At 61.0% G+C, this 23,335-nt stretch carries 24 protein-coding genes and 1 pseudogene; 16 read left to right on the top strand and 9 right to left on the bottom strand.

The annotated features are described in order from the left end of the window. Positions 1 to 81: 81 nt before the first annotated feature. Positions 82 to 1,452 (bottom strand): type I glutamate--ammonia ligase, encoded by a 1,371-nt coding sequence (gene glnA / locus GJR98_RS02285; protein WP_151135058.1) that lies wholly within the window; start codon positions 1,450 to 1,452, stop codon positions 82 to 84. A 120-nt stretch (positions 1,453 to 1,572) separates the two neighbouring features. Between glnA and lrp the strand changes: the two are divergent. Next, a pseudogene (gene lrp / locus GJR98_RS02280) lies at positions 1,573 to 2,037 on the top strand (HTH-type transcriptional regulator Lrp); the annotation flags it as partial. A gap of 454 nt (positions 2,038 to 2,491) precedes the next feature. Here the strand turns inward: lrp and GJR98_RS02275 are convergent. Together GJR98_RS02275 and GJR98_RS02270 are read right to left on the bottom strand one after the other, a co-directional pair. Next, positions 2,492 to 2,881, bottom strand: coding sequence for a VOC family protein (locus GJR98_RS02275; RefSeq protein WP_151135054.1), 390 nt, complete (start codon positions 2,879 to 2,881; stop codon positions 2,492 to 2,494). 135 nt (positions 2,882 to 3,016) lie between these two features. Continuing rightward, positions 3,017 to 4,102 (bottom strand): aminopeptidase, encoded by a 1,086-nt coding sequence (locus GJR98_RS02270; RefSeq protein ID WP_151135052.1) that lies wholly within the window; start codon positions 4,100 to 4,102, stop codon positions 3,017 to 3,019. Between the two features lie 117 nt (positions 4,103 to 4,219). Between GJR98_RS02270 and GJR98_RS02265 the strand changes: the two genes are divergently transcribed. After that, positions 4,220 to 5,245 (top strand): threonine aldolase family protein, encoded by a 1,026-nt coding sequence (locus GJR98_RS02265; RefSeq protein ID WP_151135050.1) that lies wholly within the window; start codon positions 4,220 to 4,222, stop codon positions 5,243 to 5,245. 42 nt (positions 5,246 to 5,287) lie between these two features. Here GJR98_RS02265 and GJR98_RS02260 read toward each other — a convergent pair whose 3' ends face one another. After that, a complete protein-coding gene (locus GJR98_RS02260) occupies positions 5,288 to 6,232 on the bottom strand; it encodes a cation diffusion facilitator family transporter (RefSeq protein ID WP_151135048.1) in 945 nt (314 codons plus the stop codon). A 132-nt stretch (positions 6,233 to 6,364) separates the two neighbouring features. Here GJR98_RS02260 and GJR98_RS02255 point away from each other — a divergent pair, with 132 nt between their 5' ends. Continuing rightward, positions 6,365 to 6,886 carry a metallophosphoesterase gene (locus GJR98_RS02255; protein ID WP_151135046.1) on the top strand — a complete coding sequence of 174 codons (522 nt, stop codon included), beginning with the start codon at positions 6,365 to 6,367 and terminating at the stop codon, positions 6,884 to 6,886. Positions 6,887 to 7,087: 201 nt separating this feature from the next. On the opposite strand, the gene GJR98_RS02250 is transcribed toward GJR98_RS02255, so the two are convergent. Then, positions 7,088 to 8,077 (bottom strand): ArsR/SmtB family transcription factor, encoded by a 990-nt coding sequence (locus GJR98_RS02250; RefSeq protein ID WP_151135044.1) that lies wholly within the window; start codon positions 8,075 to 8,077, stop codon positions 7,088 to 7,090. Between the two features lie 96 nt (positions 8,078 to 8,173). On the opposite strand from GJR98_RS02250, the gene GJR98_RS17400 reads away from it, so the two are divergent. Genes GJR98_RS17400 through GJR98_RS02240 form a run of 3 tightly spaced genes read left to right on the top strand, consistent with a single transcriptional unit; the run spans position 8,174 to position 9,852 of the window. Continuing rightward, positions 8,174 to 8,341 (top strand): DUF7859 family protein, encoded by a 168-nt coding sequence (locus tag GJR98_RS17400; protein WP_191965405.1) that lies wholly within the window; start codon positions 8,174 to 8,176, stop codon positions 8,339 to 8,341. Between the two features lie 42 nt (positions 8,342 to 8,383). Continuing rightward, a complete protein-coding gene (locus tag GJR98_RS02245; RefSeq protein ID WP_151135042.1) occupies positions 8,384 to 9,580 on the top strand; it encodes an inorganic phosphate transporter in 1,197 nt (398 codons plus the stop codon). Continuing rightward, positions 9,577 to 9,852, top strand: coding sequence for a hypothetical protein (locus GJR98_RS02240; RefSeq protein WP_151135040.1), 276 nt, complete (start codon positions 9,577 to 9,579; stop codon positions 9,850 to 9,852). Before GJR98_RS02245 ends, GJR98_RS02240 begins: the two co-directional genes overlap by 4 nt. Before the next feature lie 15 nt (positions 9,853 to 9,867). Here the strand turns inward: GJR98_RS02240 and GJR98_RS02235 are convergent, their stop codons facing one another. After that, on the bottom strand, positions 9,868 to 11,256 hold the full coding sequence (locus GJR98_RS02235; RefSeq protein ID WP_151135038.1) for a hemolysin family protein: 1,389 nt from the start codon (positions 11,254 to 11,256) through the stop codon (positions 9,868 to 9,870). Positions 11,257 to 11,416: 160 nt separating this feature from the next. Here GJR98_RS02235 and GJR98_RS02230 point away from each other — a divergent pair, with 160 nt between their 5' ends. The 3 genes from GJR98_RS02230 to GJR98_RS02220 all read left to right on the top strand — a co-directional run bounded on the left by GJR98_RS02230 (position 11,417) and on the right by GJR98_RS02220 (position 12,852). Beyond that, positions 11,417 to 11,686: a glutathione S-transferase N-terminal domain-containing protein gene (locus GJR98_RS02230; protein WP_151135036.1), complete on the top strand. Its 270-nt coding sequence runs from the start codon at positions 11,417 to 11,419 to the stop codon at positions 11,684 to 11,686. After that, positions 11,686 to 12,192, top strand: coding sequence for a redoxin domain-containing protein (locus GJR98_RS02225; RefSeq protein ID WP_151135034.1), 507 nt, complete (start codon positions 11,686 to 11,688; stop codon positions 12,190 to 12,192). The genes GJR98_RS02230 and GJR98_RS02225 overlap by 1 nt, the downstream gene beginning before the upstream one ends. A gap of 66 nt (positions 12,193 to 12,258) precedes the next feature. Next, positions 12,259 to 12,852 carry an L-threonylcarbamoyladenylate synthase gene (locus GJR98_RS02220; protein ID WP_151135032.1) on the top strand — a complete coding sequence of 198 codons (594 nt, stop codon included), beginning with the start codon at positions 12,259 to 12,261 and terminating at the stop codon, positions 12,850 to 12,852. 31 nt (positions 12,853 to 12,883) lie between these two features. Here GJR98_RS02220 and GJR98_RS02215 read toward each other — a convergent pair whose 3' ends face one another. Further along, on the bottom strand, positions 12,884 to 13,549 hold the full coding sequence (locus GJR98_RS02215) for a CRISPR-associated protein Cas4 (protein WP_151135030.1): 666 nt from the start codon (positions 13,547 to 13,549) through the stop codon (positions 12,884 to 12,886). A gap of 109 nt (positions 13,550 to 13,658) precedes the next feature. Here GJR98_RS02215 and GJR98_RS02210 point away from each other — a divergent pair, with 109 nt between their 5' ends. After that, positions 13,659 to 15,293 carry a spermidine synthase gene (locus GJR98_RS02210; RefSeq protein ID WP_151135028.1) on the top strand — a complete coding sequence of 545 codons (1,635 nt, stop codon included), beginning with the start codon at positions 13,659 to 13,661 and terminating at the stop codon, positions 15,291 to 15,293. Continuing rightward, positions 15,294 to 15,539 carry a DUF7861 family protein gene (locus GJR98_RS02205; RefSeq protein WP_151135026.1) on the top strand — a complete coding sequence of 82 codons (246 nt, stop codon included), beginning with the start codon at positions 15,294 to 15,296 and terminating at the stop codon, positions 15,537 to 15,539. Positions 15,540 to 15,545: 6 nt separating this feature from the next. Here GJR98_RS02205 and GJR98_RS02200 read toward each other — a convergent pair whose 3' ends face one another. Next, positions 15,546 to 16,829, bottom strand: a complete 1,284-nt coding sequence (locus tag GJR98_RS02200) for a digeranylgeranylglycerophospholipid reductase (RefSeq protein WP_151135024.1) — start codon at positions 16,827 to 16,829, stop codon at positions 15,546 to 15,548. 387 nt (positions 16,830 to 17,216) lie between these two features. Continuing rightward, on the bottom strand, positions 17,217 to 18,248 hold the full coding sequence (locus GJR98_RS02195; RefSeq protein ID WP_151135022.1) for a tyrosine-type recombinase/integrase: 1,032 nt from the start codon (positions 18,246 to 18,248) through the stop codon (positions 17,217 to 17,219). 392 nt (positions 18,249 to 18,640) lie between these two features. Between GJR98_RS02195 and GJR98_RS18040 the strand changes: the two genes are divergently transcribed. The 5 genes from GJR98_RS18040 (at position 18,641) to GJR98_RS02175 (ending at position 22,998) form a co-directional block, all read left to right on the top strand. Further along, positions 18,641 to 18,928: a PhiH1 repressor gene (locus GJR98_RS18040; RefSeq protein WP_394349859.1), complete on the top strand. Its 288-nt coding sequence runs from the start codon at positions 18,641 to 18,643 to the stop codon at positions 18,926 to 18,928. Positions 18,929 to 19,076: 148 nt separating this feature from the next. Then, positions 19,077 to 20,477: a hypothetical protein gene (locus GJR98_RS02190; RefSeq protein ID WP_151135018.1), complete on the top strand. Its 1,401-nt coding sequence runs from the start codon at positions 19,077 to 19,079 to the stop codon at positions 20,475 to 20,477. Positions 20,478 to 20,516: 39 nt separating this feature from the next. Beyond that, positions 20,517 to 21,092: a hypothetical protein gene (locus tag GJR98_RS02185; RefSeq protein ID WP_151135016.1), complete on the top strand. Its 576-nt coding sequence runs from the start codon at positions 20,517 to 20,519 to the stop codon at positions 21,090 to 21,092. Beyond that, positions 21,092 to 21,847, top strand: a complete 756-nt coding sequence (locus GJR98_RS02180) for a hypothetical protein (RefSeq protein ID WP_151135014.1) — start codon at positions 21,092 to 21,094, stop codon at positions 21,845 to 21,847. The genes GJR98_RS02185 and GJR98_RS02180 overlap by 1 nt, the downstream gene beginning before the upstream one ends. After that, entirely contained in the window at positions 21,844 to 22,998 is a 1,155-nt protein-coding gene (locus tag GJR98_RS02175; RefSeq protein ID WP_151135012.1) for a hypothetical protein, read from the top strand. Before GJR98_RS02180 ends, GJR98_RS02175 begins: the two co-directional genes overlap by 4 nt. Positions 22,999 to 23,335: the final 337 nt, after the last annotated feature.

Here is a 23,335-nt window from a genome sequence, read left to right as displayed (position 1 = left end):
CGCTCTCGCGACTCACACTCGGTCCCGTCGCTCACGGTGTGCGGACTGCAACAAAAAGTGGTGTCTGTGGGTCGAGACCGTTTAGAACGTCTCGAGGTAGCGGTCGAGTTCCCACTCGGAGACGGAGACGAGGTAGTCCTTGAACTCCGCGCGCTTGGCTTCGACGAACTTGTCGTAGACGTGGTCACCGAGGGCGTTCTGGATGACTTCGTCTTCTTCGAGGGCGTCGACTGCCGCGCCGAGGTCCTTCGGGAGCGTCTCGATGCCGTACTCTTCGCGCTTCTCCTCGTCGAACTCGTAGATGTTCTCGCGGACCGGGTCGGGGCACTCGAGGCCGCGCTCGATGCCGTCGAGACCGGCGTGGATGAGTGCCGCGAGGGCGAGGTACGGGTTACAGGACGGGTCGGGGAAGCGAGCCTCGATACGCGAGGCGGCCGGCGTGCGGGCGGCCGGCTTACGGATAAGCGCAGAGCGGTTGCGGTCGGACCACGCGATGTAGACCGGTGCTTCGTAGCCGGGGACGAGGCGCTTGTAGGAGTTGACCGTCGGGTCACACACAGCGGTGACTGCCGGTGCGTGTTCGAGGATACCTGCGGTGAACTGCTTCGCCGTCTCGCTCAGGTTGAACTCGTCGTCGTCGTCGTGGAACGCGTTCTCGCCGTTCTGGAACAGCGAGATGTGCGTGTGCATACCCGAACCGTTGATGCGGGCGATTGGCTTGGGCATGAACGTCGCGTGGAGGTCGTGTTCGGCCGCGATAGCGCGGACGACAGACCGGAACGTTGCGACGTTGTCGGCCGTCGAGAGAGCGTCGTCGTACGTGAAGTTGATCTCGTGCTGGCCCTGGGCGACCTCGTGGTGGGACGCTTCGATGTCGAAGCCCATGCTTTCGAGGCCATAGATGATGTCACGACGGACGTCCGAGGCAAGGTCCTTCGGCGCGAGGTCGAAGTAGCCACCGGCGTCGTTCGTGACGGTCGTCGCGCGGCCGTTCTCGTCTTCTTCGAACAGGAAGAACTCCGGCTCGGGCGCGGCGTTGATGTCGTAGCCCATCTCGTCGGCACGCTCGATTGCGCGCTTGAGGACACCACGCGGGTCGCCTTCGAACGGCTCGCCGGTGGACGTGTTGAACACGTCACAGATGAGGCGGGCTGCTGCGCTGTTTTCTTTCTGGCGCCATGGGAGGATGGCGAACGTGGACGGGTCGGGCTCGAGGCGCATGTCCGACTCCTGAATGCGGACGAAGCCGTCGATGGACGAGCCGTCGAAGTAGATTCCTTCTGTGAACGCCTTTTCGGCCTGCGAGGCAGGGACGGAGACGTTCTTTACGGTACCGAGAATGTCGGTGAACTGGAGGCGGAGGAAGTCGACATTCTTCTCTTCGATTTCGTCGACGACTGCCTGTGCTTCTGCGCTCAGGCCACCGTCAGTGCGTACGTTTTCTTCCGTCATTTTCCTGGACACACGAGTCGAACACCCGAACTATAAAGACCTTTCCGCTTAATGCAATTCCCCGCATCTTCCCACAGAATTGGATATTCGTAAAATTCTAATGCCCCGGGACGGACTCACAATGTAATGACGTACGAAAACCTCGACGCGAAACTCATCAACGCACTACTCGGAGATGGCCGCGCGAGTCTGCGCAGTCTCGCCGAAGAACTCGACGTGTCGGTCACGACCGTCTCGAATCACCTCCGAGATCTCGAAGACGAGGGGGTCATCGAGGGGTACACCCCACGCGTGAACTACGACGCACTCGGCTACGACGTCACCGCGGTCATCCAACTGAAAGTCGAGGGGTCGGCACTCGGCGACGTCACCGAGCGTCTTCAGCAGGAAAAGCAGATGATTTCGGTCTACGAGGTCACCGGTGACTACGACATAATCGCCATCGGCAAGTTCCGCGACACCGACGGCATGAACACGCAGATTAAGAAGTTGCTCACCGACGTCGATATCCGTGAGTCCAACACCTCCGTCGTGCTCAACGCCGTCACCGAAAACGAGCAGTTCGAACTCGATATCGACGCGTAAATTAGACGATTCGCGTTTTCACGTCTCGCATCTCGGTGTGGCAGTAGGGACACCGATACCGTGTGTCGAACCCCGTGGAATTCGTTCGCGTCCTCGTCTCGATCTCGTGAACGGCCACGTCGCGTCCACACGCTCTACACTGAACCGCTGGCATCGAAGCAATCTCTCTTTGAGACTCGGTTAAGTCTGGTGGCCATGTGAATATGTGTCACAATCTTGTCTATAGGGCGAAGGGCACCGTTTCGACTGGAGATTCCAGAATTTCACGCCTCGTACGACGTCTGTCTGACGGGATTGGCACTAGCATATCGACCGTCTTTCTGAAGGGTACTGTTTCGACTGGAGACCCGGTGACGTAACGACATCGAAGGTCCGAAAACCAGAGGTGAAGCGATGCTTTCCACTGGCGTTTTGACGGGCGATACTGTGAAAATCGGAACTCTCAGCGGCGAACTCAGACGGCAGTCTCGTCGCTCTCCATCACACCGAATCGATTCCCCTCAGTATCGTAACAGTAGGCGAGACGGCCCACTCCCGGAATCGTTTGGGGGTCGTCTGCGACACGTCCCCCGTGTTCGGTGACCGATTCGACGACACTGTCGACGTCGTTCACGTCGATTGTGCAGGTGTAGGTTGCGGTGGGTGTGTCGTCGTCCGGCGCAGGTCCGTCACGCGGTGCGAGCCCACCATCGATGCCGGGTGTGTTGGGGTCTCCCGTCATCACCAACCAGTAGTCCATGGGGCCGTCCCACTTCTCGAACTCCCATCCAAAGACCTCGCTGTAGAACGAGATTGCTCGTTCGGGGTCGTCCGCCCCGATGTCGAAATGTACCACTCTGGCCATTATGATTCTCCACCACTGTTCGATACGCTGAACAGCGAGAAATAGCTAGTTAACGCCTCCTATCGCCCGCACACGGTGTTCGCTCGTGGAAACGTTGGAAGGGACTTTGTGGAAACGTTGGAGGGAAAACCAGCCTCAGAAGTCGTCTTCGAACACGAACGTACCGTTGCGCTGTACGACTTCACCGTCGAGTTCGATGACCGAATCCTCGGACATGTCGACAATCATGTCCACGTGTTCGGCGCTCTCGTTGACCTCGTTGTCGTCGCCGACCGTCTCGGGGTACGCCGCGCCGACGGCCATGTGGACGGTGTCGCCCATCTTCTCGTCGAAGAGCATGTTGTAGGTGAACTGGTCGATGTTGCGGTTCATGCCGATACCGAGTTCGCCGAGGAAGCGGGCACCTTCGTCGGTGTCGAACACGCCGTCGAGAACCTCCTCGTTGCGCTCTGCGGAGTAGTCGACGACCTTCCCGTCTTCGAACGTGACGCGGACGCCGGTGATTTCACGGCCCTGACGGTACAGTGGCAGGTCGAAGTACACCTCGCCCTCGACGGAGTCCTTGACGGGCGCGGTGAACACTTCGCCGCCGGGGAGGTTGTGTTCGCCCTTGTCGTTGATGGTGGTGTTGCCGGCGATGCTCATCGTCACGTCCGTCTCGTCGCCCGACGTGATGCGGACCTCGTCGGCGTCGTTCATCAGGTCGACCATCTGCTGTTGGTGGTCGGCCTGTTTCTCCCAGTCGAGGCTGACGGCGTCGTAGACGAAGTTCTCGTACGCCTCGGTGCTCATGCCGGCGAGTTGGGCACTCCCCTTCGCAGGGTACTGTGTGAGACACCAGCGCTTCGAGAGCGCCTCTTTTTGAATCGGCTTGTAGGCGCGCCTCCACGCGGCGTTCGTCTTGGGGTCGACGTCACTCTGTTCGGTGGCGTTGGTTTCGGCACGGATGTTGATGAGAACGTCCGACTCCTCGAAGAGCGCGAGCTGGTGTTCGGGCGTCTCGAACTCCTCTTTCTCGGACGCGCGGAGATACGCACGCATGAACCGTGGGTCAGAACTCGTGGTGACGACGTACGCACCTCGCTCACCGATGAGTTCGCAGATAGCGGTCACGAGGTCGTCGGCGACTGCAGGTGCGGAGACGACGACGTTGTCGCCCCCCTCGACGCGTGTCGAGTGGTCGACGATGGTCTGGGCGTGTTCGCGGATGCGTGGGTCCATACCGCGTCGTGTGTGCCCCCGGGGCAAACACCTTTCGAAGCGCAAATGTTGCCACCGTGGTACCGTCTCTCGAAACAACCACCGACTATTTCTCACTCGGTGCGGTCTCTTCGCGCAATGATCGACCTCCGAAGTGACACGGTTACGCTCCCCTCTGACGAGATGCGCGTGGCCGCCCGCGACGCCGACGTCGGCGACGACGTGTACGGCGACGACCCGACTGTGAACGAACTCGAAACCCGTACCGCCGAGATGGTCGGCAAGGAGGCCGCCCTGTTCGTCCCCTCCGGGACGATGGGGAACCAAATCGCCGCCCGCGTCCACACGTCGCCCGGGCAGGAGGCACTCGTCGACGCCGAAGCCCACGTCTACAAGTGGGAAGTCGGCGGGTTCGCCGAACTGTCGGGCCTGCAGGTTCGGGCCTTCGACGCCGGTGACCGCGCGGCGCCGACGCCCGAACAGGTACGCGAGCACGCGCGAGAAGAGTCCCTCCACGTCGCCGGCACCGGCGTCATGTGTCTCGAAAATACACACAACGCCCGCGGCGGCGTCGCCATTCCGAAAGCAGACATCGACGCGGCGGCCGAGGCAGCGCACGACCTCGGCATCCCAGTCCACCTCGACGGTGCCCGCATGTTCAACGCCTGTGTCGCCCTCGACGAAGACCCGACGGCGATGGTCGAGAACGTCGATACCGTGATGTTCTGTCTCTCGAAGGGCCTCGGCGCGCCCGTCGGTTCGATTCTCGCAGGACCCGAGGAGTTCATCGAGGATGCGACCCGCGTCCGCAAGCAGTTCGGCGGCGGCATGCGACAGGCCGGCATCATCGCCGCACCGGGTCTCGTCGCGCTCGACAACGTCGAGCGATTGGCCGACGACCACGAGAACGCCCGCCTCCTCGCGGAAGGCCTCGACGCCGTGGAGGGACTGTCGGTACCGACACCCGATACCAACATCGTCGTCGTGGACTCCGAACACGCGGGACTGACTGCCGAGGAGTTCGTCGACCTGTGCGGCGAGGTCGGCGTCCTCGGCGGTCCATTCGGCGAGTATCACACCCGCTTTACGACGAATCTGAACGTCTCCCGAGCGGACGTCGAAGAAGCAGTTTCGCTCGTCGCCGACGCGGTCGAATCGCGGTAGTTCGGGACGTCCCCGACCGGCGACCGTTCGGCGAGCGTCGTCTCACAGTTCGGGTTCGATGTAGACGAAGTGGACCCGGTCGTCCGCCTCACGAAGTTTGTCTTCGATGGCGGTGATGTGGTCGTCTATCTCTTCGGTGTCGAGGTCGGGGTCGAAACTCACGTCGAGCGCGACGAGCAGTTTTTCCGGCCCGACGTACGAGGCGCGGAACTTGTCGATGTGGACGACGCTGGGGTCACTCCGAATGATCGCTTTGAGTTCCTGTTCTTCGCGTGTGGCGACGCTCTCACCGAGAAGGAGTCGCTTGTTCTCCCACGCGAGTGCGATGGCGAAGCCCATGAGGAGGATACCGATGAGAAGTGCTGTCGCAGCGTCGTACACTTCGTTCCCCGTGAGTTCGGTGAGGCCGATGCCGACCAGTGCGAGCATCGCACCGACGAGTGCGACGGTGTCCTCGGTGAACGCTGTCAGCGTCGTCACGTCGCTCGTCTCACGGAACGCTTGGACGAGCCCCGACCACTCGTACTCCTGAATCTGTCGCTGCAGTTCTTCGTTCGCCTTCACGAAGGCGTAACTCTCGAACGCGATGGCACCGAGCAGGATGGCGGCGTTGACGTAGACGGGGCGAACCTCCATCCCGAAGAGCAAGAGACTCTCTGCGCCACCACCGTGTGACGGGTGCATCAGTGCCTCGTAGCCGTGTTTTGCCGACTCCCACCCAGCGATGCCGAAGAGCATCACAGAGACGAGAAACGAGTAGAAGAACTGTGCTTTCCCGAACCCGAACGGATGTGCGCGAGTCTCCTCGCGCTTGCTGTACCGAATGCCGATGAGGAGAAAGACCTGGTTCCCAGTGTCGGAGATAGAGTGGTAGGTCTCCGAGAGCATAGACGGGCTTCCGGTGGCGAGGAATCCAAGAAATTTGAGGACGGCGATGGCCGCGTTCGCGAAGAGTGCCGCGATAACGACCGATGTGCTGCCTGCCATGTCGTGGGCCACTCCCCGTGGGTGGATAGACTTTCCGCCACAGACACATGTATCGGGTTTGTGGCCGGCTGCGTGTCTCGTCTCTCCGCTCGCAGTCGGTAGGTTTCAACGTCTTCGACCCATAGGCGTGGTATGCTCGTCGTCGTCTCCGACACACACAGTACAGACGGCCATCGCCTCACGAGTCGCACGCTCAAGGCGGTCCGAGAAGCAGACCTCGTCGTCCACGCGGGAGACTTCATGCGCGAGTCCGTCCTCGACGACTTCATCGACGAGTCCGAGCAGTTCCTCGCGGTCTACGGCAACAACGACGGACCGGAGATTCGCGCTCGAATCCCCGAGGCACGGAACTTCACCTACGGCGGCGTGGAGTTCGCGATGACGCACACGCGCCGTGGCGGCGGGACTGCGCTCTCACTGTTCGGTCGCGAACGCGGTGCTGACGCCGTCATCTTCGGTCACAGCCATCGTCCGACGTTCGACCGCACGGGTGCGATTCCGCTCATCAATCCGGGGAGTCACGCACAACCACGAGGGAACCGGCAGGCACACGCCGAATTCGAGGAACTCCCGGACGGTGGCCTCCGCGGGCGACTCGTCACAGTCGATGGAGACGTGTTCAAGACGTTCCGTGTGGTGCCCGGCGGGAACTGACCACGGGAGTCCGGTGGAGGGCCGGCAGAATCAGCGGAAACAGGGTGGAGGACCTGTGTGGGCGTTCCGAGGCCACGTCGGACGGGGGATGGCAACGGGGGGCAGGGGCAAAGCACCCGTCGTCAGTAGACCAGACGTAGCCTCGTACCCAGTTCTAAGAGAGCGCCGGTGAAATACGCACCGTAAGCTAAAACGGATGTTTTAGTCTTGTACCACGCCGAGTGCGACCCACACCACGAGGACGGTCAGCCCCCCGAGGAAGAACAGTGCGCCCGGTGACAACGACCCGAGCGTGTCGGCGATACCCACGGACCCACTCGTGAGTTGGGCTGCCCCGTCTGCGGCCGTCTGCGCTGCCGTCGTGGTCGGTTCGGCCGCCGGAACGGGCGTCGACGTGGCCGTCTCGGCGGCGGTCTGGGTGGCCGCTTCGGTCACTGTCTTCGTCGCTTCCTCGGCGGCGGTTTGGGTTGCCTCTGCGGACTCGGTCGTCGCCTCTGCGATACTGTACCCTCCACCGCCGTCGGAGGTGGTCGTCGCGTCCGCGACAGTCGTCTGTTGGTCGCCAGTGAGGTTCACCGCGCTGTCTTCGCCTTCATACGAGACGGCCACGTCCGAAGTCGTCGAGTCGTTTGCACCGCCAGCACCGCCGCTGGCACCGGCTCCACCGGAATCAGCGCGTTCCGCACTGCCACCGCTCGCTGTACCGTCGCTTGCACCACCAGTTGCCGCGAACGGGAAGACAGAACCCGTCCGCGCGAGTCGGTTCACCACGGCCCCGCCGATACCGAGCACGCCGACACCGCCGATGAGACGGGTGAGTGCGCTCTTCAGGCCGCTCGTGTCGTCTTCACGTCCGGCGACGACGACGAGCGCGCGGTCGGCGGGTGCGTACACGTTCATCTCTCGCCCTTTCTCCGAGTAGCGCGTGTCTTTCACTTCGATGAGTCCCGCCTCGGAGAGGTTTCCGAGATGGTACTGGACGTTCTGTAGCGAGGTGTCGACCTCCGTCGCGAGGTCGGAGGGCGTCGCTGGCGACTCGTGGAGGGATGCGAGGACCGACCGGGCGGTCGAAGAGGAGATGGCACCGAGTAAGTCGTCGGCCTCGTCGCTGTCGAGGCCGATGACCCGTGGGTCTCGGTCGTCCCGGTCGTCGTCTGCGTCTCCGGGGGTGGAGGGGATGAGGTCGGCCATCGATTCGCCGTACACGTCTTCTGCGTATGAGTGTTGGTGTTCTGTTACGTTCCGACGCCGAAATGGCTATACCCGGGGGCCTCGGAATCCTCGCACATGGCCGACCCTCTGGTCGTAGACGGCATCGTCGACTTCCTCGCTGGAGACCCAGTGTTCACTGGGTTGCTCATCGTGATGTTGCTCTTCGTCTTCTTCGCGTATCTCCTCGTCCGACGGACCCTCTTGGGCCTGCGCGAGGGGTACGACGACGCCCGACGCCGCTAGCATGCTCTCGAATATCTGGGACCGAACGCGGGAGGTGTTCCTGTGGTAGCGGTTGGGACGCTCGCAACACTCGGTGTCGCAGCACTCGCCAGTCTGTTTATGGCGTGGGCAATCGGTGCCGGGTCGTCCGGGTCGACGCCCTTCGCCCCGGCAGTCGGTGCGAACGCAATTTCGGTGATGCGGGCCGGATTCATCGTCGGCATCCTCGGATTCTCTGGTGCCGTCCTTCAGGGTGCGAACGTTACCAACGCGGTTGGGACCGAACTCATCGGCGGCGTCACGCTCACTGTGACCGCGGCCGTCATCGCACTTCTCACTGCAGCAGTGCTCGTCGCGCTCGGCGTCTTCGCTGGCTATCCCATCGCGACTGCGTTCACCGTCACCGGTGCGGTCGTCGGCGTCGGCCTCGCGATGGGTGGCGACCCCGCGTGGGCGAAGTACCAACAAATCGTGTCACTGTGGGTTCTCACACCGTTCATCGGCGGTGGGGCATCGTACGCCACCGCCCGCGCGCTCCGGTCTGAGCGATTCCCCGAGACGTCGACGGTTCCGGTCCTCGCAGGAATCGTGGGCGTCCTCGTCGCAAACATGGAGTTCGCCGCTCTCGGCACGGACGGTTCGTCCACGTCGATTGCCCGTGCGTCGGCCATCGAACTCGCCGGGATGGGGCTCGGTGAGACGGCCTGGTTCGTCGTGAGCGTCCTGTTCGTCGGCGTCGTCGCGGCCGGCGTCGTCGGCCGATGGATGCAAACCGACCCCACCAGTGGACAGCGCCGGTTCCTGCTCGTTCTCGGTGGCCTCGTCGCGTTCTCCGCTGGCGGGTCGCAGGTCGGCCTCGCAATCGGCCCGCTCGTTCCCCTGCTCGACGCCGTGACGATTCCACTCACTGCGGTCCTCGTCGGCGGTGGGCTCGGACTCCTCGCTGGGTCGTGGACCGGTGCCCCGCGCATGATTAAAGCCCTCGCACAGGACTACTCCTCGCTCGGCCCGCGTCGCTCGATTGCAGCGATGATTCCGTCGTTCGCAATCGCACAGACGGCCGTCGCACTGGGCGTTCCCGTCTCGTTCAACGAGATTATCGTCAGCGCCATCATCGGTTCCGGGTTCGCGGCCGGTGGTGCTGGCGTCTCCAAACAGAAGATGCTCTACACTGTCCTCGCGTGGATTGGGTCGTTACTCCTCGCGTTCGGACTCTCGTACGGCGTCTTTACGCTCGTGTCAAGCGTACTACCTACGTGAACGTCCGTGGTCTCCGTGTAGCGCTTGCCAACCTCGTCGCTGCTCTCTGGGCAGGGTTTGGGGTTTACCACGTCGCGATGGCGATCGTGACCGGCATCTCGATTCGTGGATTCACCTTCGGGACAGTCGGCCTCGGAGGATTCTTCTTGGCGATTCGGTTCCGAGCGCGCGCGAACCGACTCAGTGATGGCACCGCAGACTCACGCGGGTTGGTCGTGCTCACGCTCATCTCGCTGGCGTTGATACTGCTCTCGTTTACGCTTCTCGGGTAAAAACGAGGTGTCGATTTAGGTGTCGGGCTCGACTTCTGCTTCTTCTTCTTCGTCGTCTCCCTCGTCGACGATGCCCGCGTTGGTCCGAATGCGCGCTTTCATGATGCGCGTGTTGTCCACCTGTTCGATGCGGATGACGATGTTGCCGTAGGTAATCTCCTCGCCTTCTTCGACGAGACGGCCGGCGCGGTTGAAGATGAACCCTGCGAGCGTCTCGAACTCCTCGCCCTCCGGGAGTTCGATGTCGAGCATCTCGTTCACCTCGTCGATGTTGACCTCCCCGCGGACGAGGAAGGTGTCTTCGTCGACCTCTTCGAACGGCTCTTCTTCGTCGCCTTCGAGGATGTCGCCGACGATTTCTTCGACCATGTCTTCGAGGGTGATGAGCCCCTCGGTGGTCCCGAACTCGTCGATGACGATGACCATCTGCATCCGGGTGTCCTGCATCTCGGCCATGAGTTCGTCCACGTTCTTCGACTCGGGGACGTGAAGCGTCGGCGAGACGATGTCTGCGAGGCTCACGCCGCGTTCACCGTAGTACTGCTCGCGGACGAGGTTTCGGATGTTGACGATACCGATGATGTTGTCGAGGTTACCGTCGTACACCGGGACCCGTTCGTGGTCGGCCTGCACACAGGTCTCGATGGCTTCGTCGATGGTCGCGTCCTTCGGGACGGCCGTCATGTCGAGACGCGGCGTCATGACCTCCTTCGCAATCGTGGAGTTGAACCGGAAGATGCGGTCGAGCATCTCGCGTTCTTCTTCCTCGATGACACCCTCGCGCTCGCCCGTCTCGATGAGGTTCTGAATCTCGTCGCGGGTGATGTACGATGCCTCGATGGCGGTCTGCCCGCCGGTGATGCTGTTGACGGCCCGCGTCAGGTAGTCGAAGAAGACGACGAGTGGGAGCAGCAGCAACTCGGCGTACTTCAGCGGGCGGGCGATTCTGAGTGCCCACGACTCGGTGTTCTCGACTGCGTAGGACTTCGGTGCGCTCTCGCCGAACAGCAAGACGAGCGTCGTGATGCCCAGCGTGGAGATGATGACCGACTGTCCAGGCGAGAAGTCGAGGACTGCGAGGAGCCCCGTCGCTAACGCTGACATCGCGATGTTGACGATGTTGTTGCCGACGAGGATGGTGACGAGGAGCCGGTGGGGGTCCTCTTTGAGCGCCTTTACGCGCTTTGCACCCGGAACGTTATCCTCGACGAGCGAATCGACTCGGTGCTTCGCCAGTGAGAACATCGCAATCTCGGACGAAGAAAAGAATGCCGAGAGTGCGATGAGTACGAGAATCGCGGCCACGCCGAGGACCGTGATCGTCGTGTCGTCCAGCGGGACGTTCGAGACCTGTAGGGATGCGAGGAACGTGGCTGGAAGTGAGTGTAGCGGCGGCAAACCCATGTAACTACAAAGTCTTGCATGGCACCGGAATTAAGAGTTGCCCTCGGCAACACCGCCAGACTCGAACGTGGTCGGTGGAGAAACAGAGGCTCTGAACGTCATTGCGGCGTGGATACCCGCGAGCGAAGGGCTTAGGCGGGTCTCTTCCCAATGGGTGTCCATGTCCGACGACCAACCGGCGATTACGCTGTATCGGTTGCAGGCGTGTCCATACTGTGAGCGGGTCGTTCGCGTCCTCGACGAACAGGGTCTCGACTACCGCTCTCGGTTCGTCGAACCGATGCACTCCGACCGAAACGTCGTCAAGCGGGTCTCCGGGAAACGGACCGTTCCCGCCCTCGTCGACGAGAACACGGGCGTCACGATGTCTGAATCGGCCAACATCGTCGACTACCTCGAAAACACCTACGGAAACGGGGAGGTGGCATAATGGTCGACTTCGACGTGGTCGAACTCCCGCCACACGACGCGCCGGAAGTCGGCGACACGGCACCGGACTTCACCCGACCGCTCGTCAACGAAGAGTTCTGGGAAGACACCTCGCTGTCCGACCTGACCGACGAGGGACCCGTCCTCCTCGTCTTCCACACGATGGACGGCGCGTTCCCATCGACGTACATCTGGAACAACCTTCGTGACCGTGGCGTCCCCGAAGCGGTCCAGTCTGTCGGTGTCTCCATCTCGTCGCCGTACGAGCACAAGACGTTCCTCGCCGAACGCGAGGTCGACGCGCGGTTCTTCTCTGACCCTGCGGCGGGTGTCGCGGCCGACTACGGCATCGAGAACGACCTCGACGACATGGCCGGTATCACCGAACACCGCCCCGCCGTGTTCCTCCTCGACGAGGACCGCGAAATCCAGTACGCGTGGGTCGCAGCCCAGTGGCCGGACTTCCCCGACTACGACGAGATTGCCGACGCCGTCGAATCGCTCTAATCACTGTTTTCGTTCGCCGTCCCCCGTTTCGTCACGCTTTTTCGCTCGACTCTCGTCTGCTCGGTCATGAGCGACGACGACCTGACAGAGGCGGCCGCCGCTATCCGCCGCGGTGAGGCCGTAGTCTATCCGACGGAGACTGTCTACGGGATGGGCGCGGACGCTACGGACCCCGCGGCCGTCGAACGTGTCTTCGATATCAAAGGCAGAGACCGCTCGAAACCACTCTCAGCAGGGTTTCCAGACGTGGATTCGGCGCTCGACTACGTCGTCGCCGACGACCGTGAAGAGGCGTTCATGCGTCGCTTCCTTCCCGGCCCCGTAACCGTCGTCGTCGAACGCCGTGAGAGCCTGCCGGACGTGCTCGTCGCCGGGCGCGACCGCGTCGGCGTCCGTGTCCCCGACCACGACCTCGCGCGTCGACTCTTCCGTGCGGCGGAGACGCCTGTCACTGCGACCAGTGCCAACCGCTCCGGAACCGGGAGTATCACTCACCCGTCGCAACTCTCGGACGAGATTCGCGAGGCAGTCGCTGTCGTCCTCGACGGTGGGACGACGCCCGGAACTGAGAGCACCGTCGTCGACCCCGGTCGCGGCGTCATCCATCGACGTGGCGCGATGGCAGACGAAATCGAGGCGTGGCTCGAAGAGACGGCGTAACCTCAGCCGAATCTGAGGTGCGACCGTAACCTCAGCCGAATCCAAGGCGCGACCGTAACGACCGCGTCTTCACACCACACTGTTCTCGATAGGTGCACCCGCGACACTTCGCGGAGTCGCGAAGTCGCGGCGGGACGAAGTCCAGTTCCCGTGCGATTCGGAGTGCTCGTCGGTACGCCGCCTTGTTTCGCGTCGTGAGACGGACGGTTCGGACGACGCCGACCGCAGGATACTCGACGAGCGCCTGTTCGACTGCGGCCTCGCGTTCCCACGACAACGCCTTCGCCAGTGCGACGACACGAACCCGCTGCGGTTCCCACACCCCACGCTCGGGTGGGGTCCCCGGTGAGACGAGCGACGGAACCGGCGGGTCGCCGACGAGTTTGTGCGCGATGCCGCGACAGTCTTTCCCCGTGAGAAGGACGTTGCGGGCGTCGGGATTCGACAGCGCTGCCCAGTCATCTCGCTCACGGATGCGACGAAGATTAGCGCGGTACACTGTCGGTGTCGTCGCCAAGGGACGGTCTGCCAGTTCACCGTCGTCGGCTGCGAGGAGTGTTGGATACTCCAAGGCGAGGTCACGAATCTCGTGGACGGTAGGGGGTGGCGCTCTGTCGTCGTCGCGGCGAGCGTAGTAGAGTTGCCGCGGGCAGTAGGCGGCGTGGGCGAGGTCAGACGCGATGACACAAGACGACACGAGGTGTCTGGTCTCCTCCCAGTATAAGAATCTCCGCCCGTCACAGCGTTCCGCAGCCGAGAGGTGTCACTTGCGTGATTTAATACTCTCTCGCCCCACAGATACCAGTATGGCTTCTTCGCCCTCCTTCTCGCCCCTCAAAATGACGCGGCCCGAACTGGCCGTGTTCGTCTCTGGCGTCACGAGCATGGGGTTAGAGATTCTCGCCGGTCGGATGATCGCCCCCGAGTTCGGCAGCAGCATCTACACGTGGGGGAGCATCATCGGCGTCTTCCTCGCTGCGTTGAGTCTCGGGTACCACCGCGGCGGCCAACAGGCAACGCAGGCGTCGAACGACAGCCTCGTTCGTGTGTTCATCGCCACTGCCACGTACATCGCCGGCGTCATCCTCTTCGGAGACCTCTTCTTGCAGTCGATGGCCGGCCTTCCGCTCCCGAGCAGATTCGCATCGCTCCCCGCGATAATCCTGCTGTTCGGCCCGCCGACGTACCTCCTCGGCTACATCAGTCCGTACGCGGCGGAGTTATCTGGTCGGTCTGACGTCGGGGCGGCGTCCGGACACGTCTACGCTGTGGGGACGGTCGGGAGCATCGTCGGTGCGTTCGCCACCACCTTCGTCCTCATTCCGTCGCTGAGTGTCCCCCAAATCGGGCTCGTCTTAGGCGTCATCTCCGTCGGCACGGCCGTTCACCTCGCCCGCCCGAACATCAGTCGGCAGGAGGCGTACTGGAGTATCGCCGTCAGTCTCTTCCTCGTCGTCGCCACAGTCTCCGGCGGCGTCGGTCTCGATAGCGCCGGTACCACGGTCTACCACACCCAGACTGCGTATCAGGAACTCCGCGTCGTCGACGCCGGGGACACGCGAACCCTCTACCTCGACGGCCAACCCCACAGCGCGATGGACCTCGACGACCCCACGAGACACGTCTTCGACTACACGACGTACTTCCACGTCCCGTTCCTCCTTTCGGACGACATCGACCGGGTGTTGTTCGTCGGCGGCGGCGGGTTCACCGGTCCGCGAGTCTTCACGGAGATGTATCCGAACGTCACCGTCGACGTGGTGGAGATAGACCCCGAAGTGGTAGCTGTCTCCAAGCAGTACTTCGGTGTCGAGGAATCTGACCGACTCAACATCTACACGATGGACGGGCGGCAGTATCTCCGCGAGACCAACCAGACGTACGACCTCATCGTCCTCGACGCCTACCGGAAAGACAAGGTTCCGTTCGAACTGACGACGGTGGAGTTCATGCGCCTCACCTCGGAGCGACTCGACGAGGATGGTATCCTCTTTGCGAACGTTATCTCCGCACCCAGTGGGCCTGCCTCGCAGTTCTACCGCGCGGAGTACAAGACGATGAACGCGGTGTACCCGCAGGTGTACAGTTTCCCCACCGCGGGAAGTGTGGTCGTCCAGAACATCGAAGTCGTGGCGACCAAAGAGTCGACGCTCGTGACCCGCGACGAGTTGCAGATGCGGAATCAACAGCGCGACATCGGTATCGACCTCGCCGCAGAAGTCTCGTCGTACCGGAACTCCGAGCCAACAGACGACGTGCCACTCCTGCGAGACGACCGGGCACCCGTCGATAGCCTGTTAGACCCGATGGTCGGCCAGCGCTACGTCATCCAGAAAACGAACGAGAGTGATGAGAATGCGACCGCCGAGGACAACTCGTCTGCGATGCGTGTGACGACACTGCGATTGGGTGAACAGACGGCGGCGGCTGCCCTCCCATAGATGGCACACGACCGAATCCACGCGAGAGAACCGACACACGACATCGACCGATGGACCGAAGGAACCATCGAGGCAGTCGAAGAGCGCGACGGACACTGGGTCGTCCACGCCCGAAACGACACCAACGAATCGGTCGAGTTGGTCGTCACACTCGCAATTCGAGACCTCTTTCTCAGCAGACTCGATATCGAGGACGGTGCGTCTCCCGTCGGCGAGCGGTTCTGGTACCGAAAGAAGGGCGGCTAAGTTGATTCAAGACGGGTTCAACGCTCTGCTCGTCAGCTTGGTTGGGTTCCAGCTTTTCGATTCGGTCAACACCCGAACGAGGAGTGGAATGTCGTCGACGTGCAGGAGCTTTGCAAGTGCCCGCGGGTTTCCAGCGTTCACTGCACGCAACTCGTCGTCGCTCAACCGTTCCATATCTCGAATGAAGGTGTCGTAGCGGTCGTTCGACGCGTTGTAGAGGACTCGGCTGATGAGCAGCCGGGTTCGCATCTGTGGGGCTACCTCGGTGTGCCAGCGGTCGTCGTACGCCGCCAGGTTCTCGGCCGACGTGTCCACATCACTCGCGATGAAGCAGTGGTCGACGGTCGTCGCCGCGGCGCGCCCGGACTTCATGCAGGCGTAGATTCCTTCTCCCCAGACCGGGTCGACTGTCGGCACCGTATCGCCAATCGCCATGAAGTTGTCCGTACTCAGTGCGTCCGGTAGCTGGATGTGGGCCGACCCACGGTGGTGTCTCTCGGCGATTCGCTCGGCGTTCTCGAAGCGAGGGTCGGTTTCGAGCCAGCGCTGGAGGTAGCCGTCGATACGCATCCCCTCGGTGGCGTAGGCGCGGTGCGCATCGTTTTGGATGTAACAGAGGCCCACCTTCGCGGTATCGCCACCAGTGTGGAAAATCCACGAGTACCCGCCGGGAGCGACGTCGTGGTCGAGACGGAGCATCATCGCGTCGGCGAGGTCGGCGTAGCCGTCGGGGGCGAGAGTGAGGCCCTCCATCTCGTATTCGATGCCGATGGCCTGTGCCTCTCGTTCGAGACCGCTCACTCCGAGTTGGCGGGACAGGACGGCCGCAGGCCCCGTTGCGTCGATAACGATGTCACCGTAGACCGTCTGCCCGCCGCCGTACTCCACACCGACGATTTCCCCGCCTTCGAATACCGGTTTACTGACGCGCGCGTCGAACCGGTACTCGGCACCCGAACTCTGCCCGTCTCGGACCAAGAACCGCTTGAACTCGGGGAAGTCGAGTACGGCACCCGGTTGGTAGTGGGTGTAGTGTTCGGTGGGCGACTCGAACACGACGTTGTCGGTGTAGTTCATCACGACGTCGTCCGGAATCCCGAACGACGACAACATCGCTGGAAACGTCCCGCCAGTAGACTTGTTGCTCTGACGGGGAAACTCGGCTTCGGACTCTGCTTCGAACACGACGACGTCGTAGCCACGTGTGGCCACGTCGCGTGCACAGTGTGCACCTGCTGGGCCAGCACCGGCGATTACGACATCGTACCGGTCGGTGTTGCTGTCTGGCATCGATGGATTGGGCTTGCTGGATTTTTTGTGTGTACTGTTACCACGTGCCGATACGTGATAGAAATTCGACGACTAAGGGATTGAAGATTACGCCCAACCACTCTCTCGGGAGTCTTCTCTGAATGTGCGTCGCTCAGGGCTTGGTTTCGTTACGTTGGATGGGATTGCCCGGATGTTGAACCAAGCCGAGACCTCACTTCGTTCGGTCTCGGCGGGTTCAAATCCGTTTTCGTCCACACACTGCGGATTTGTCGTCCCTCGCACACGCTACGCGGTGCTCGGTAGTTGAGTTCGCATAGAAGTGGGACCGCCCGGCGTGCAATTACCCATCAGTAGCCGACTCTCCACTACCTCTATCGGTTGAACCGAGATGTACCTACTCATGGCTCACTCAATCCGAAGTTTGTCCAGGTGAGGACGGCGACGAAGTTCCATCCGCTCGCGCTGGGACGCTTTGTCGTAATGCTGTTCAATAACGTCCTGAGACGCATTCACGCGTTCTGCCGTCACCTCAGGAGGGAACCCGCGGTCTCTGTGCCACGTAATTGACCCCGTCCGAACGTGGTGTGGTGCTCGAGAAGACGGACACTTGCTTCCCTGAGTGTATGACCCCGCAAATTCGCAGGAATTTTTCTCGTATTCGTGCGGACACGGACCAGCAACGCACGGTTGCGTCGCCTGATACATCCACCCCCGAAAGCCGTTCTTCGAGATACGAGTCCCGTGGTGTGTGACGAACAACGGTGAGCGACCGAAGTCGTCGTGACCATCCGGTCGGAACTTCTTGATGTAGGTGTTCAGCGATTCGACGACCTCCGGCAAGAGCGAGACCGTGCGCTCACCGTTCATCTGATTCTTCAATGGCGTCTCGGACTCCGGCCGGTGGACGAACTCGACATACTGCTCGTCGGGATAGTAGTCACGAAGATCGAGACCACGAAGAGCACCAAGACGTGCTCCAGTGTGCCACGCCAGCTCAAGAACAGCGTGGAACCGAGTTCCACGGACGCTACTGTGAGACCGATAGAACCGAAGCAATCGAAGCGCGTCCTCAGGAACCAACATCGTATCCCGCGACCGTTCCGACATCGGCACGCTCGGCACGTGGACCTTCTTCGAGAGACCGTCGTCAACAGCCTCGATGCGTTCGAGATACTCGACGAACCCGAGCAGTGTCTCCATCTCGCTGTGGAGCGTTGGTGAAGCGATGTCCTGACCGGCGCGGAACGCCTCGAACTGCTCGAACGTCCACCCGTTCAGGTCAGAGACGCGCTCGATATTCCGGTCCTCGCACCACTCGACCCAGAGCTTCAGGCGGTACTTGTAGGTCTTGATGGACGATGACGAGAGTTCCGTCCCACGGCGGTCAAGGTACCGGCGAACTGCCTCGCGGGGTTTGAGTTCTGAAGGTCGGTCCATGCTTATTCGACCTCCCGGCCGGCGCACTTCCGGCAGACGCTCAGACGAGTTTTAGCGTCGATACCGATTGCAGCGCGAACACGGCAGATCGCACATGGGTACCCATCGCCCTTATCAAACTGTGCCGCATTGGTGACTATGCGGGTGTTAACACCCGCTTTGGTGGCATCCGTCATGGTTATATGACGGAACCTTCCCGGGTGCGGTGCTGGTCTCACCGCACTCAGGGCCTACAAATATCATCTCGAGCCGACGGTATCTCACGTGGTTCCGTACTCGTTCATATTCGTTATTTTTGCATAAATGTTGTGGTCGGTGCATTGAATACATATGTCTGCACTAATACCACATACAGTAGCAATAGTAGTGACCTACGCAAATATTCACAGAGAATGAGGAAATCCGCATCGTGGATGACCATCTGGGACGACCGGATTCTTGAATATATTGACGAGAATGGCTCTGCCAGTCCCGGTGAGTTGGACAAATCTGGCTATTTTCAGGTCTCTCGGTCTCAGATTTCGCGTCGACTACGACGTCTGAAAGACAAAGGAATGTTGCAACATCTCGGAAATGGTGTCTACGTCATCACTCCAATCGGCGAGGAATACTTAGAGGGAGAACTCAACGCAGAGGAATTGGACGGAGAGAACGGTGGAGAGGGCACTGCATCTGCGTAGATTTCATGGTCAGGAAATCAGGTGACTGGATGACGATTTGGGACGATAGAATTCTGGAGTATCTTCTTGAGAACGACTGGGGGTCAAGGTCAAGGCGAGACAGACCGGCACCCTCGCACTCGTTGGGGTGCTCGTCACGACCGCCGCAATGAGTGGTGCCCTTCCGGGTGCCTCACCTGTCGGTGACGCTTCTGCCGAGTGGTCCGAAGACTGCGACCTAACAGACTCACTCTTAGGCGCGGCGTGGAACACGCTAGTCGGCACCGACACCGGCTGCCGTTGGCTCACTGGGCAAGAAATAGACTACGCCAACGTCTCCGCAACCGATGCCCACGCAACCGCTGTGGGTATCCACGAGGGTCAGAATTCGTACTTGACGACGACTAACAACTTCATGCAAGACACCCGTTCGGTGGCCTTCATGAAGGCGAAGCTCACCCTCATCAACGAACTACAAAACGGGTCCACCGAAGCGAACGCGACCGCCGCGGCGAACGCGACCGTCGAAGAGTACTATTCGAACATTCAGTACAACCTCGTTCAAGACTACAACCAACGTGCTGCGCAAATATTCTACCTCGGGAACCAGACGAGCGTGGAGATGCGCCACGTCTACGACAGTGGCTCGGCAACGGTCCCAAGCGACCTATACCGCCTCGATGAACAACAAGGCGACCCGACAGTTAGTAGCGTCTTGCTGGAAAATGGGACGGTGATTTACGCCACGTCCATCTATCTGAAAGACACGTCCGGCTACACTCTACAATTCGATACAGACCCCGCAGAAACGGACTTCTGGGTCGAAACGAAGCCGCCAACTGGTTCTTATCAGGCAGTGTTTGAGTCTGACCCATACGAACAGACCTACACGGACCTCGGGAATCAATCGACTCAGGTAAAGTCGAACATCGACGTATATGCAACGTCGTTCTATTCCCAGTACAACGGTAGTGAATTCAACTCGACCGAAGTAGCACAACTGGACCCGACGCTCATTGCGAGCCAAGCATCCACCGAGTACAATTCCACTGGATACTACTCATACGCGGCAATGCAACTTGCCGCGATGGGTGCATCTGGGGACCTGAACGTTTCCCACACCATCGAAATCACGAACGGAACGAACACGTCGACCTATGAGGGTACGCTGTTCTATACCGGCAGTGACGCATCCGCCGGGTGGGATACTAACACGACATACAACGTCACTGACTACAACGGAACGCTGTATTTTGCCTACCAGAATAACAACTCGTCCGGCATCATCGACGTTGGACAGGAGGGTACTGAATTCACTCTCACGAGTGCGACGAACACCGACACAGGCGAATCGGTGACCACCACAGTACCACAGGAATACGTCTACGAGGAAACGAACGCCTCGAATCTTCAAGAGGAGTTAGACCGACTCCAAACCGTCCGCGACGAGTACGAAGAAGCCAAATCAAGCAGTGGCAGCCTTGACCTCGGCGGTGGGGTCGGCACCGAAGATAAGGCGATTATCGCGGGTGCGATCGTCGTTCTGCTCCTTGCCGTCATCAAGGGCTAGCACAGCCAACTAACCAACCTCCCCTTTCGGACCACGACCATGCGCCGAATCATATTCACACTCATACTCATCATGACCGCAGTCGCAACGCCCGCACTCGCCGGCACCGTCGCCGCGCAATCGAACGAAAACACGACGGAGACGCCCGCGCCCTCGACGCCAGAAGTAGACCGAACGATCGAACTCTCCGAAACGACTAGTATCACGAACTGGCGGTTCGACAACGGGACGTTCTACGTCACGTTCGACGTCGACGTTCCGACCCGCGTTGCCATCACCGACGCCGGGAAACTCTCGCGAATTCTCTCGGAGGGAGAAGGCGAAGCGGCAGGGAAAGCCCGGATGCGTCGCTTGACCTTGACCCCTGGAATGACGACGGTGAAATTCAACGCCGAGGACTTCAACGGAGCCAGCGCAGTGACTATCTCTTCGAGCAACGCTGACGGAATCGTCGCGCTCCGAAGTGATGCGGTACGAGCTGGGAACCCCCCCGTCAAGTGGGGAACCGCGAACGCGCTCGTCGGTGGTGCTGCAATCGTCACCGCCGCCGGGACGTTCCGGTACGTGAAGAAGAAGCGCGAAGACAAGGAGATGACCGCAGAGAGGTTGCTCTAATGAAGCGCGACGATGCCCTCAAACTCGGCGGAATCGGTGCCGTGGCCGTCTACGCTGGCGACGTGGCACTCCCGCAGTGGACGCCGCTCGCAGTCGGGATGTTCGTTATCGCAGGCATCGCGGCACTCGTCGCGAGTGGGAAGATCGACGACCTCATACCCGACCCGCCGACCGTCTCGCTCGCCGTCATCGACGGTGGTAACGACGAGAAGGTAGAGCACTGGGAACTCTCTGAGGACCAATTTGCTGAGATGGAAGTCGCGGCAGGAAGCCTCAACCCTCTCACTGAGAGCAAGGGCGAAGCCTACGAGTGTTACCACTACGACGACGAGCGAAACCTCGCAGTTGGTACGTGGCGCGGGATGCGGCCACATTCACACATCGTCGGCCACCACGACATCGACGAGGCGCTCAACATCATCAACGAGATGATGAACTACCTCGAGCCGGAGGCCCGACGCGGCCAGCACATCCGGAACAACCTCATCTCGATAGTGCGGATACTTGACCGTCAACGCGCGGCTGCACAGAACGCCGCCCTCGAGGGACACCTCGCACCGAACATGGGTGGCCAGACTATCGACGAAGTGATTGCCGAGACGCTGCCGGACGACCTCTTACCGGACCGACTCTCGTCGGACGACGCCAGCGACGATATCGAGGACGACCTCGCCGGAATGGACCTGGTGTTCGAAGGTGACGGCGATGCCCTCGAGCCCGTTGACCCGATGCTCAACGACGGAGGAAGCCCATGAGCAATAGCAAAAACGACCAGTATGCCGCCGCACAGGGACGAACCTATCTCCGAGGTGAGCTCGGAGACAAGAGGCCTGAGTACGTTCGCCGGTTCGCCGGACTCGTCGACGACGCTCACACGCTCGACCTCCTCAACCACTACTGCTCACTCTGGGCCGACCGCGCGGGTGACTTCCTCGATACTCGAATGGCCGAAATCATCATCTCGTCCTCCTCGACGCGCTCGATAAACACGGCCTACGAGTTCGGAAACGTCTCGCAGTTACAAGGGATGGTTGGTCTCGTCGATAGGACGAAAGACGGCGATGAGGGGCTCACCCGAATGGCCCGGATGCTCACCGACGAGGGAGCAATCGGTGCCGTACTCGGTCCACCGGGTTCGGGGAAGACCGCGATGACGCTCGATATCGGTCGGATCTGGAAAGCCGTCACTGGCGGGAAGGTGGTCACGAACATCAAGTGGAACGGCGGAACTCACATCTCGGGTGCTCGGGAGATGCTCGACGAGATGGCGAACTTCGATGGCCCTGTCCTCGCGATAATTGATGAAGGGAGTCAGTCGCTCACTTCGCGCGGTGCTGAGGCACAGTCTGCCGACCGATTCGCCAAGGCGCTCAAGTACGTCCGGAAGAAGGAAACCGGCGACAAGTACGCGAAACGTGGCTCGGTTCTCATCGTCGGCCATACCCGCGCAGACACCGCGAAGGACCTCCGACGACTTTACTCTGCAATCTTCGAGAAGCCATCTCGCGCAGACCCCGGCCGCGTGAAAATCCTCGAATCCACTGGCACGACGGATAAATTCGAGGAAGTAGCCGAGTACAAGGGTATCACCGACACTGCCGAACGATACGACGAACACGAAGCTTCCTCGTTCGCAGTCGACCTCGAGGACGAGACTGACGACGACCAGGAGGACGTCGAGACTGCCGACGATGCGAGGCGGAAGGAAGCTATCTCGACAGCAATCCGTGCTGCCCGTCCGTGGGATGACGACGGTATGAGTTACGCCGATATCGGCAAGGAGAACAGCCAAGACACCGAATACCTCGTTCCATACTCGACCTCGTGGGTTGGCGACAGAGTCCGAGAGTGGCAGAAGGGACAACATCGAGACCTCGTGGCGGCCCCAGAAGGAGAAAGCGCATGACGACAGCGACTCTGGACCATCACCACCACCACACACCCCCCGTGGTCGCATACTTACTTACACAGTGGCGCCGATTGGCGGCACCCCGGTGGTTGCCCGTCCCCCGTGGAACCGGAATTTTGCTCTCTGTCCTCGAGGTGATCGGCGCGAAGACGTCGTGGGTCAAAGGTCATGACGAATCGGAGTAAGAAAGCAGCCCACTACGGTGCACTCGCTGAGCGTGCTGCTCGGCAGAGATACGGTCTTGTCTCTGCGCACTCATCTTGGCAGGACGCTGAGACCGACGACGGCCGCCCCGTTGAAATCAAAGCTGCAATGGTGAATCGGAGAAGCGGGA

Source organism: Haloferax marinisediminis (assembly GCF_009674585.1).
Classification (GTDB): domain Archaea; phylum Halobacteriota; class Halobacteria; order Halobacteriales; family Haloferacaceae; genus Haloferax; species Haloferax marinisediminis.
Note: the sequence above shows the minus strand (reverse complement) of the source record. Positions and strands in the feature narration are given on the sequence as shown.

Excerpts from the sequence above, each read along its gene's own strand:
- glnA (WP_151135058.1), bottom strand. The coding sequence starts at position 1,452 with ATGACGGAAGAAAACGTACGCACTGACGGTGGCCTGAGCGCAGAAGCA.
- GJR98_RS02275 (WP_151135054.1), bottom strand. The coding sequence starts at position 2,881 with ATGGCCAGAGTGGTACATTTCGACATCGGGGCGGACGACCCCGAACGA.
- GJR98_RS02270 (WP_151135052.1), bottom strand. The coding sequence starts at position 4,102 with ATGGACCCACGCATCCGCGAACACGCCCAGACCATCGTCGACCACTCG.
- GJR98_RS02265 (WP_151135050.1), top strand. The coding sequence starts at position 4,220 with ATGATCGACCTCCGAAGTGACACGGTTACGCTCCCCTCTGACGAGATG.
- GJR98_RS02260 (WP_151135048.1), bottom strand. The coding sequence starts at position 6,232 with ATGGCAGGCAGCACATCGGTCGTTATCGCGGCACTCTTCGCGAACGCG.
- GJR98_RS02255 (WP_151135046.1), top strand. The coding sequence starts at position 6,365 with ATGCTCGTCGTCGTCTCCGACACACACAGTACAGACGGCCATCGCCTC.
- GJR98_RS02250 (WP_151135044.1), bottom strand. The coding sequence starts at position 8,077 with ATGGCCGACCTCATCCCCTCCACCCCCGGAGACGCAGACGACGACCGG.
- GJR98_RS17400 (WP_191965405.1), top strand. The coding sequence starts at position 8,174 with ATGGCCGACCCTCTGGTCGTAGACGGCATCGTCGACTTCCTCGCTGGA.
- GJR98_RS02235 (WP_151135038.1), bottom strand. The coding sequence starts at position 11,256 with ATGGGTTTGCCGCCGCTACACTCACTTCCAGCCACGTTCCTCGCATCC.
- GJR98_RS02230 (WP_151135036.1), top strand. The coding sequence starts at position 11,417 with ATGTCCGACGACCAACCGGCGATTACGCTGTATCGGTTGCAGGCGTGT.
- GJR98_RS02225 (WP_151135034.1), top strand. The coding sequence starts at position 11,686 with ATGGTCGACTTCGACGTGGTCGAACTCCCGCCACACGACGCGCCGGAA.
- GJR98_RS02220 (WP_151135032.1), top strand. The coding sequence starts at position 12,259 with ATGAGCGACGACGACCTGACAGAGGCGGCCGCCGCTATCCGCCGCGGT.
- GJR98_RS02210 (WP_151135028.1), top strand. The coding sequence starts at position 13,659 with ATGGCTTCTTCGCCCTCCTTCTCGCCCCTCAAAATGACGCGGCCCGAA.
- GJR98_RS02205 (WP_151135026.1), top strand. The coding sequence starts at position 15,294 with ATGGCACACGACCGAATCCACGCGAGAGAACCGACACACGACATCGAC.
- GJR98_RS02200 (WP_151135024.1), bottom strand. The coding sequence starts at position 16,829 with ATGCCAGACAGCAACACCGACCGGTACGATGTCGTAATCGCCGGTGCT.
- GJR98_RS02195 (WP_151135022.1), bottom strand. The coding sequence starts at position 18,248 with ATGGACCGACCTTCAGAACTCAAACCCCGCGAGGCAGTTCGCCGGTAC.
- GJR98_RS18040 (WP_394349859.1), top strand. The coding sequence starts at position 18,641 with ATGAGGAAATCCGCATCGTGGATGACCATCTGGGACGACCGGATTCTT.
- GJR98_RS02190 (WP_151135018.1), top strand. The coding sequence starts at position 19,077 with ATGAGTGGTGCCCTTCCGGGTGCCTCACCTGTCGGTGACGCTTCTGCC.
- GJR98_RS02185 (WP_151135016.1), top strand. The coding sequence starts at position 20,517 with ATGCGCCGAATCATATTCACACTCATACTCATCATGACCGCAGTCGCA.
- GJR98_RS02180 (WP_151135014.1), top strand. The coding sequence starts at position 21,092 with ATGAAGCGCGACGATGCCCTCAAACTCGGCGGAATCGGTGCCGTGGCC.
- GJR98_RS02175 (WP_151135012.1), top strand. The coding sequence starts at position 21,844 with ATGAGCAATAGCAAAAACGACCAGTATGCCGCCGCACAGGGACGAACC.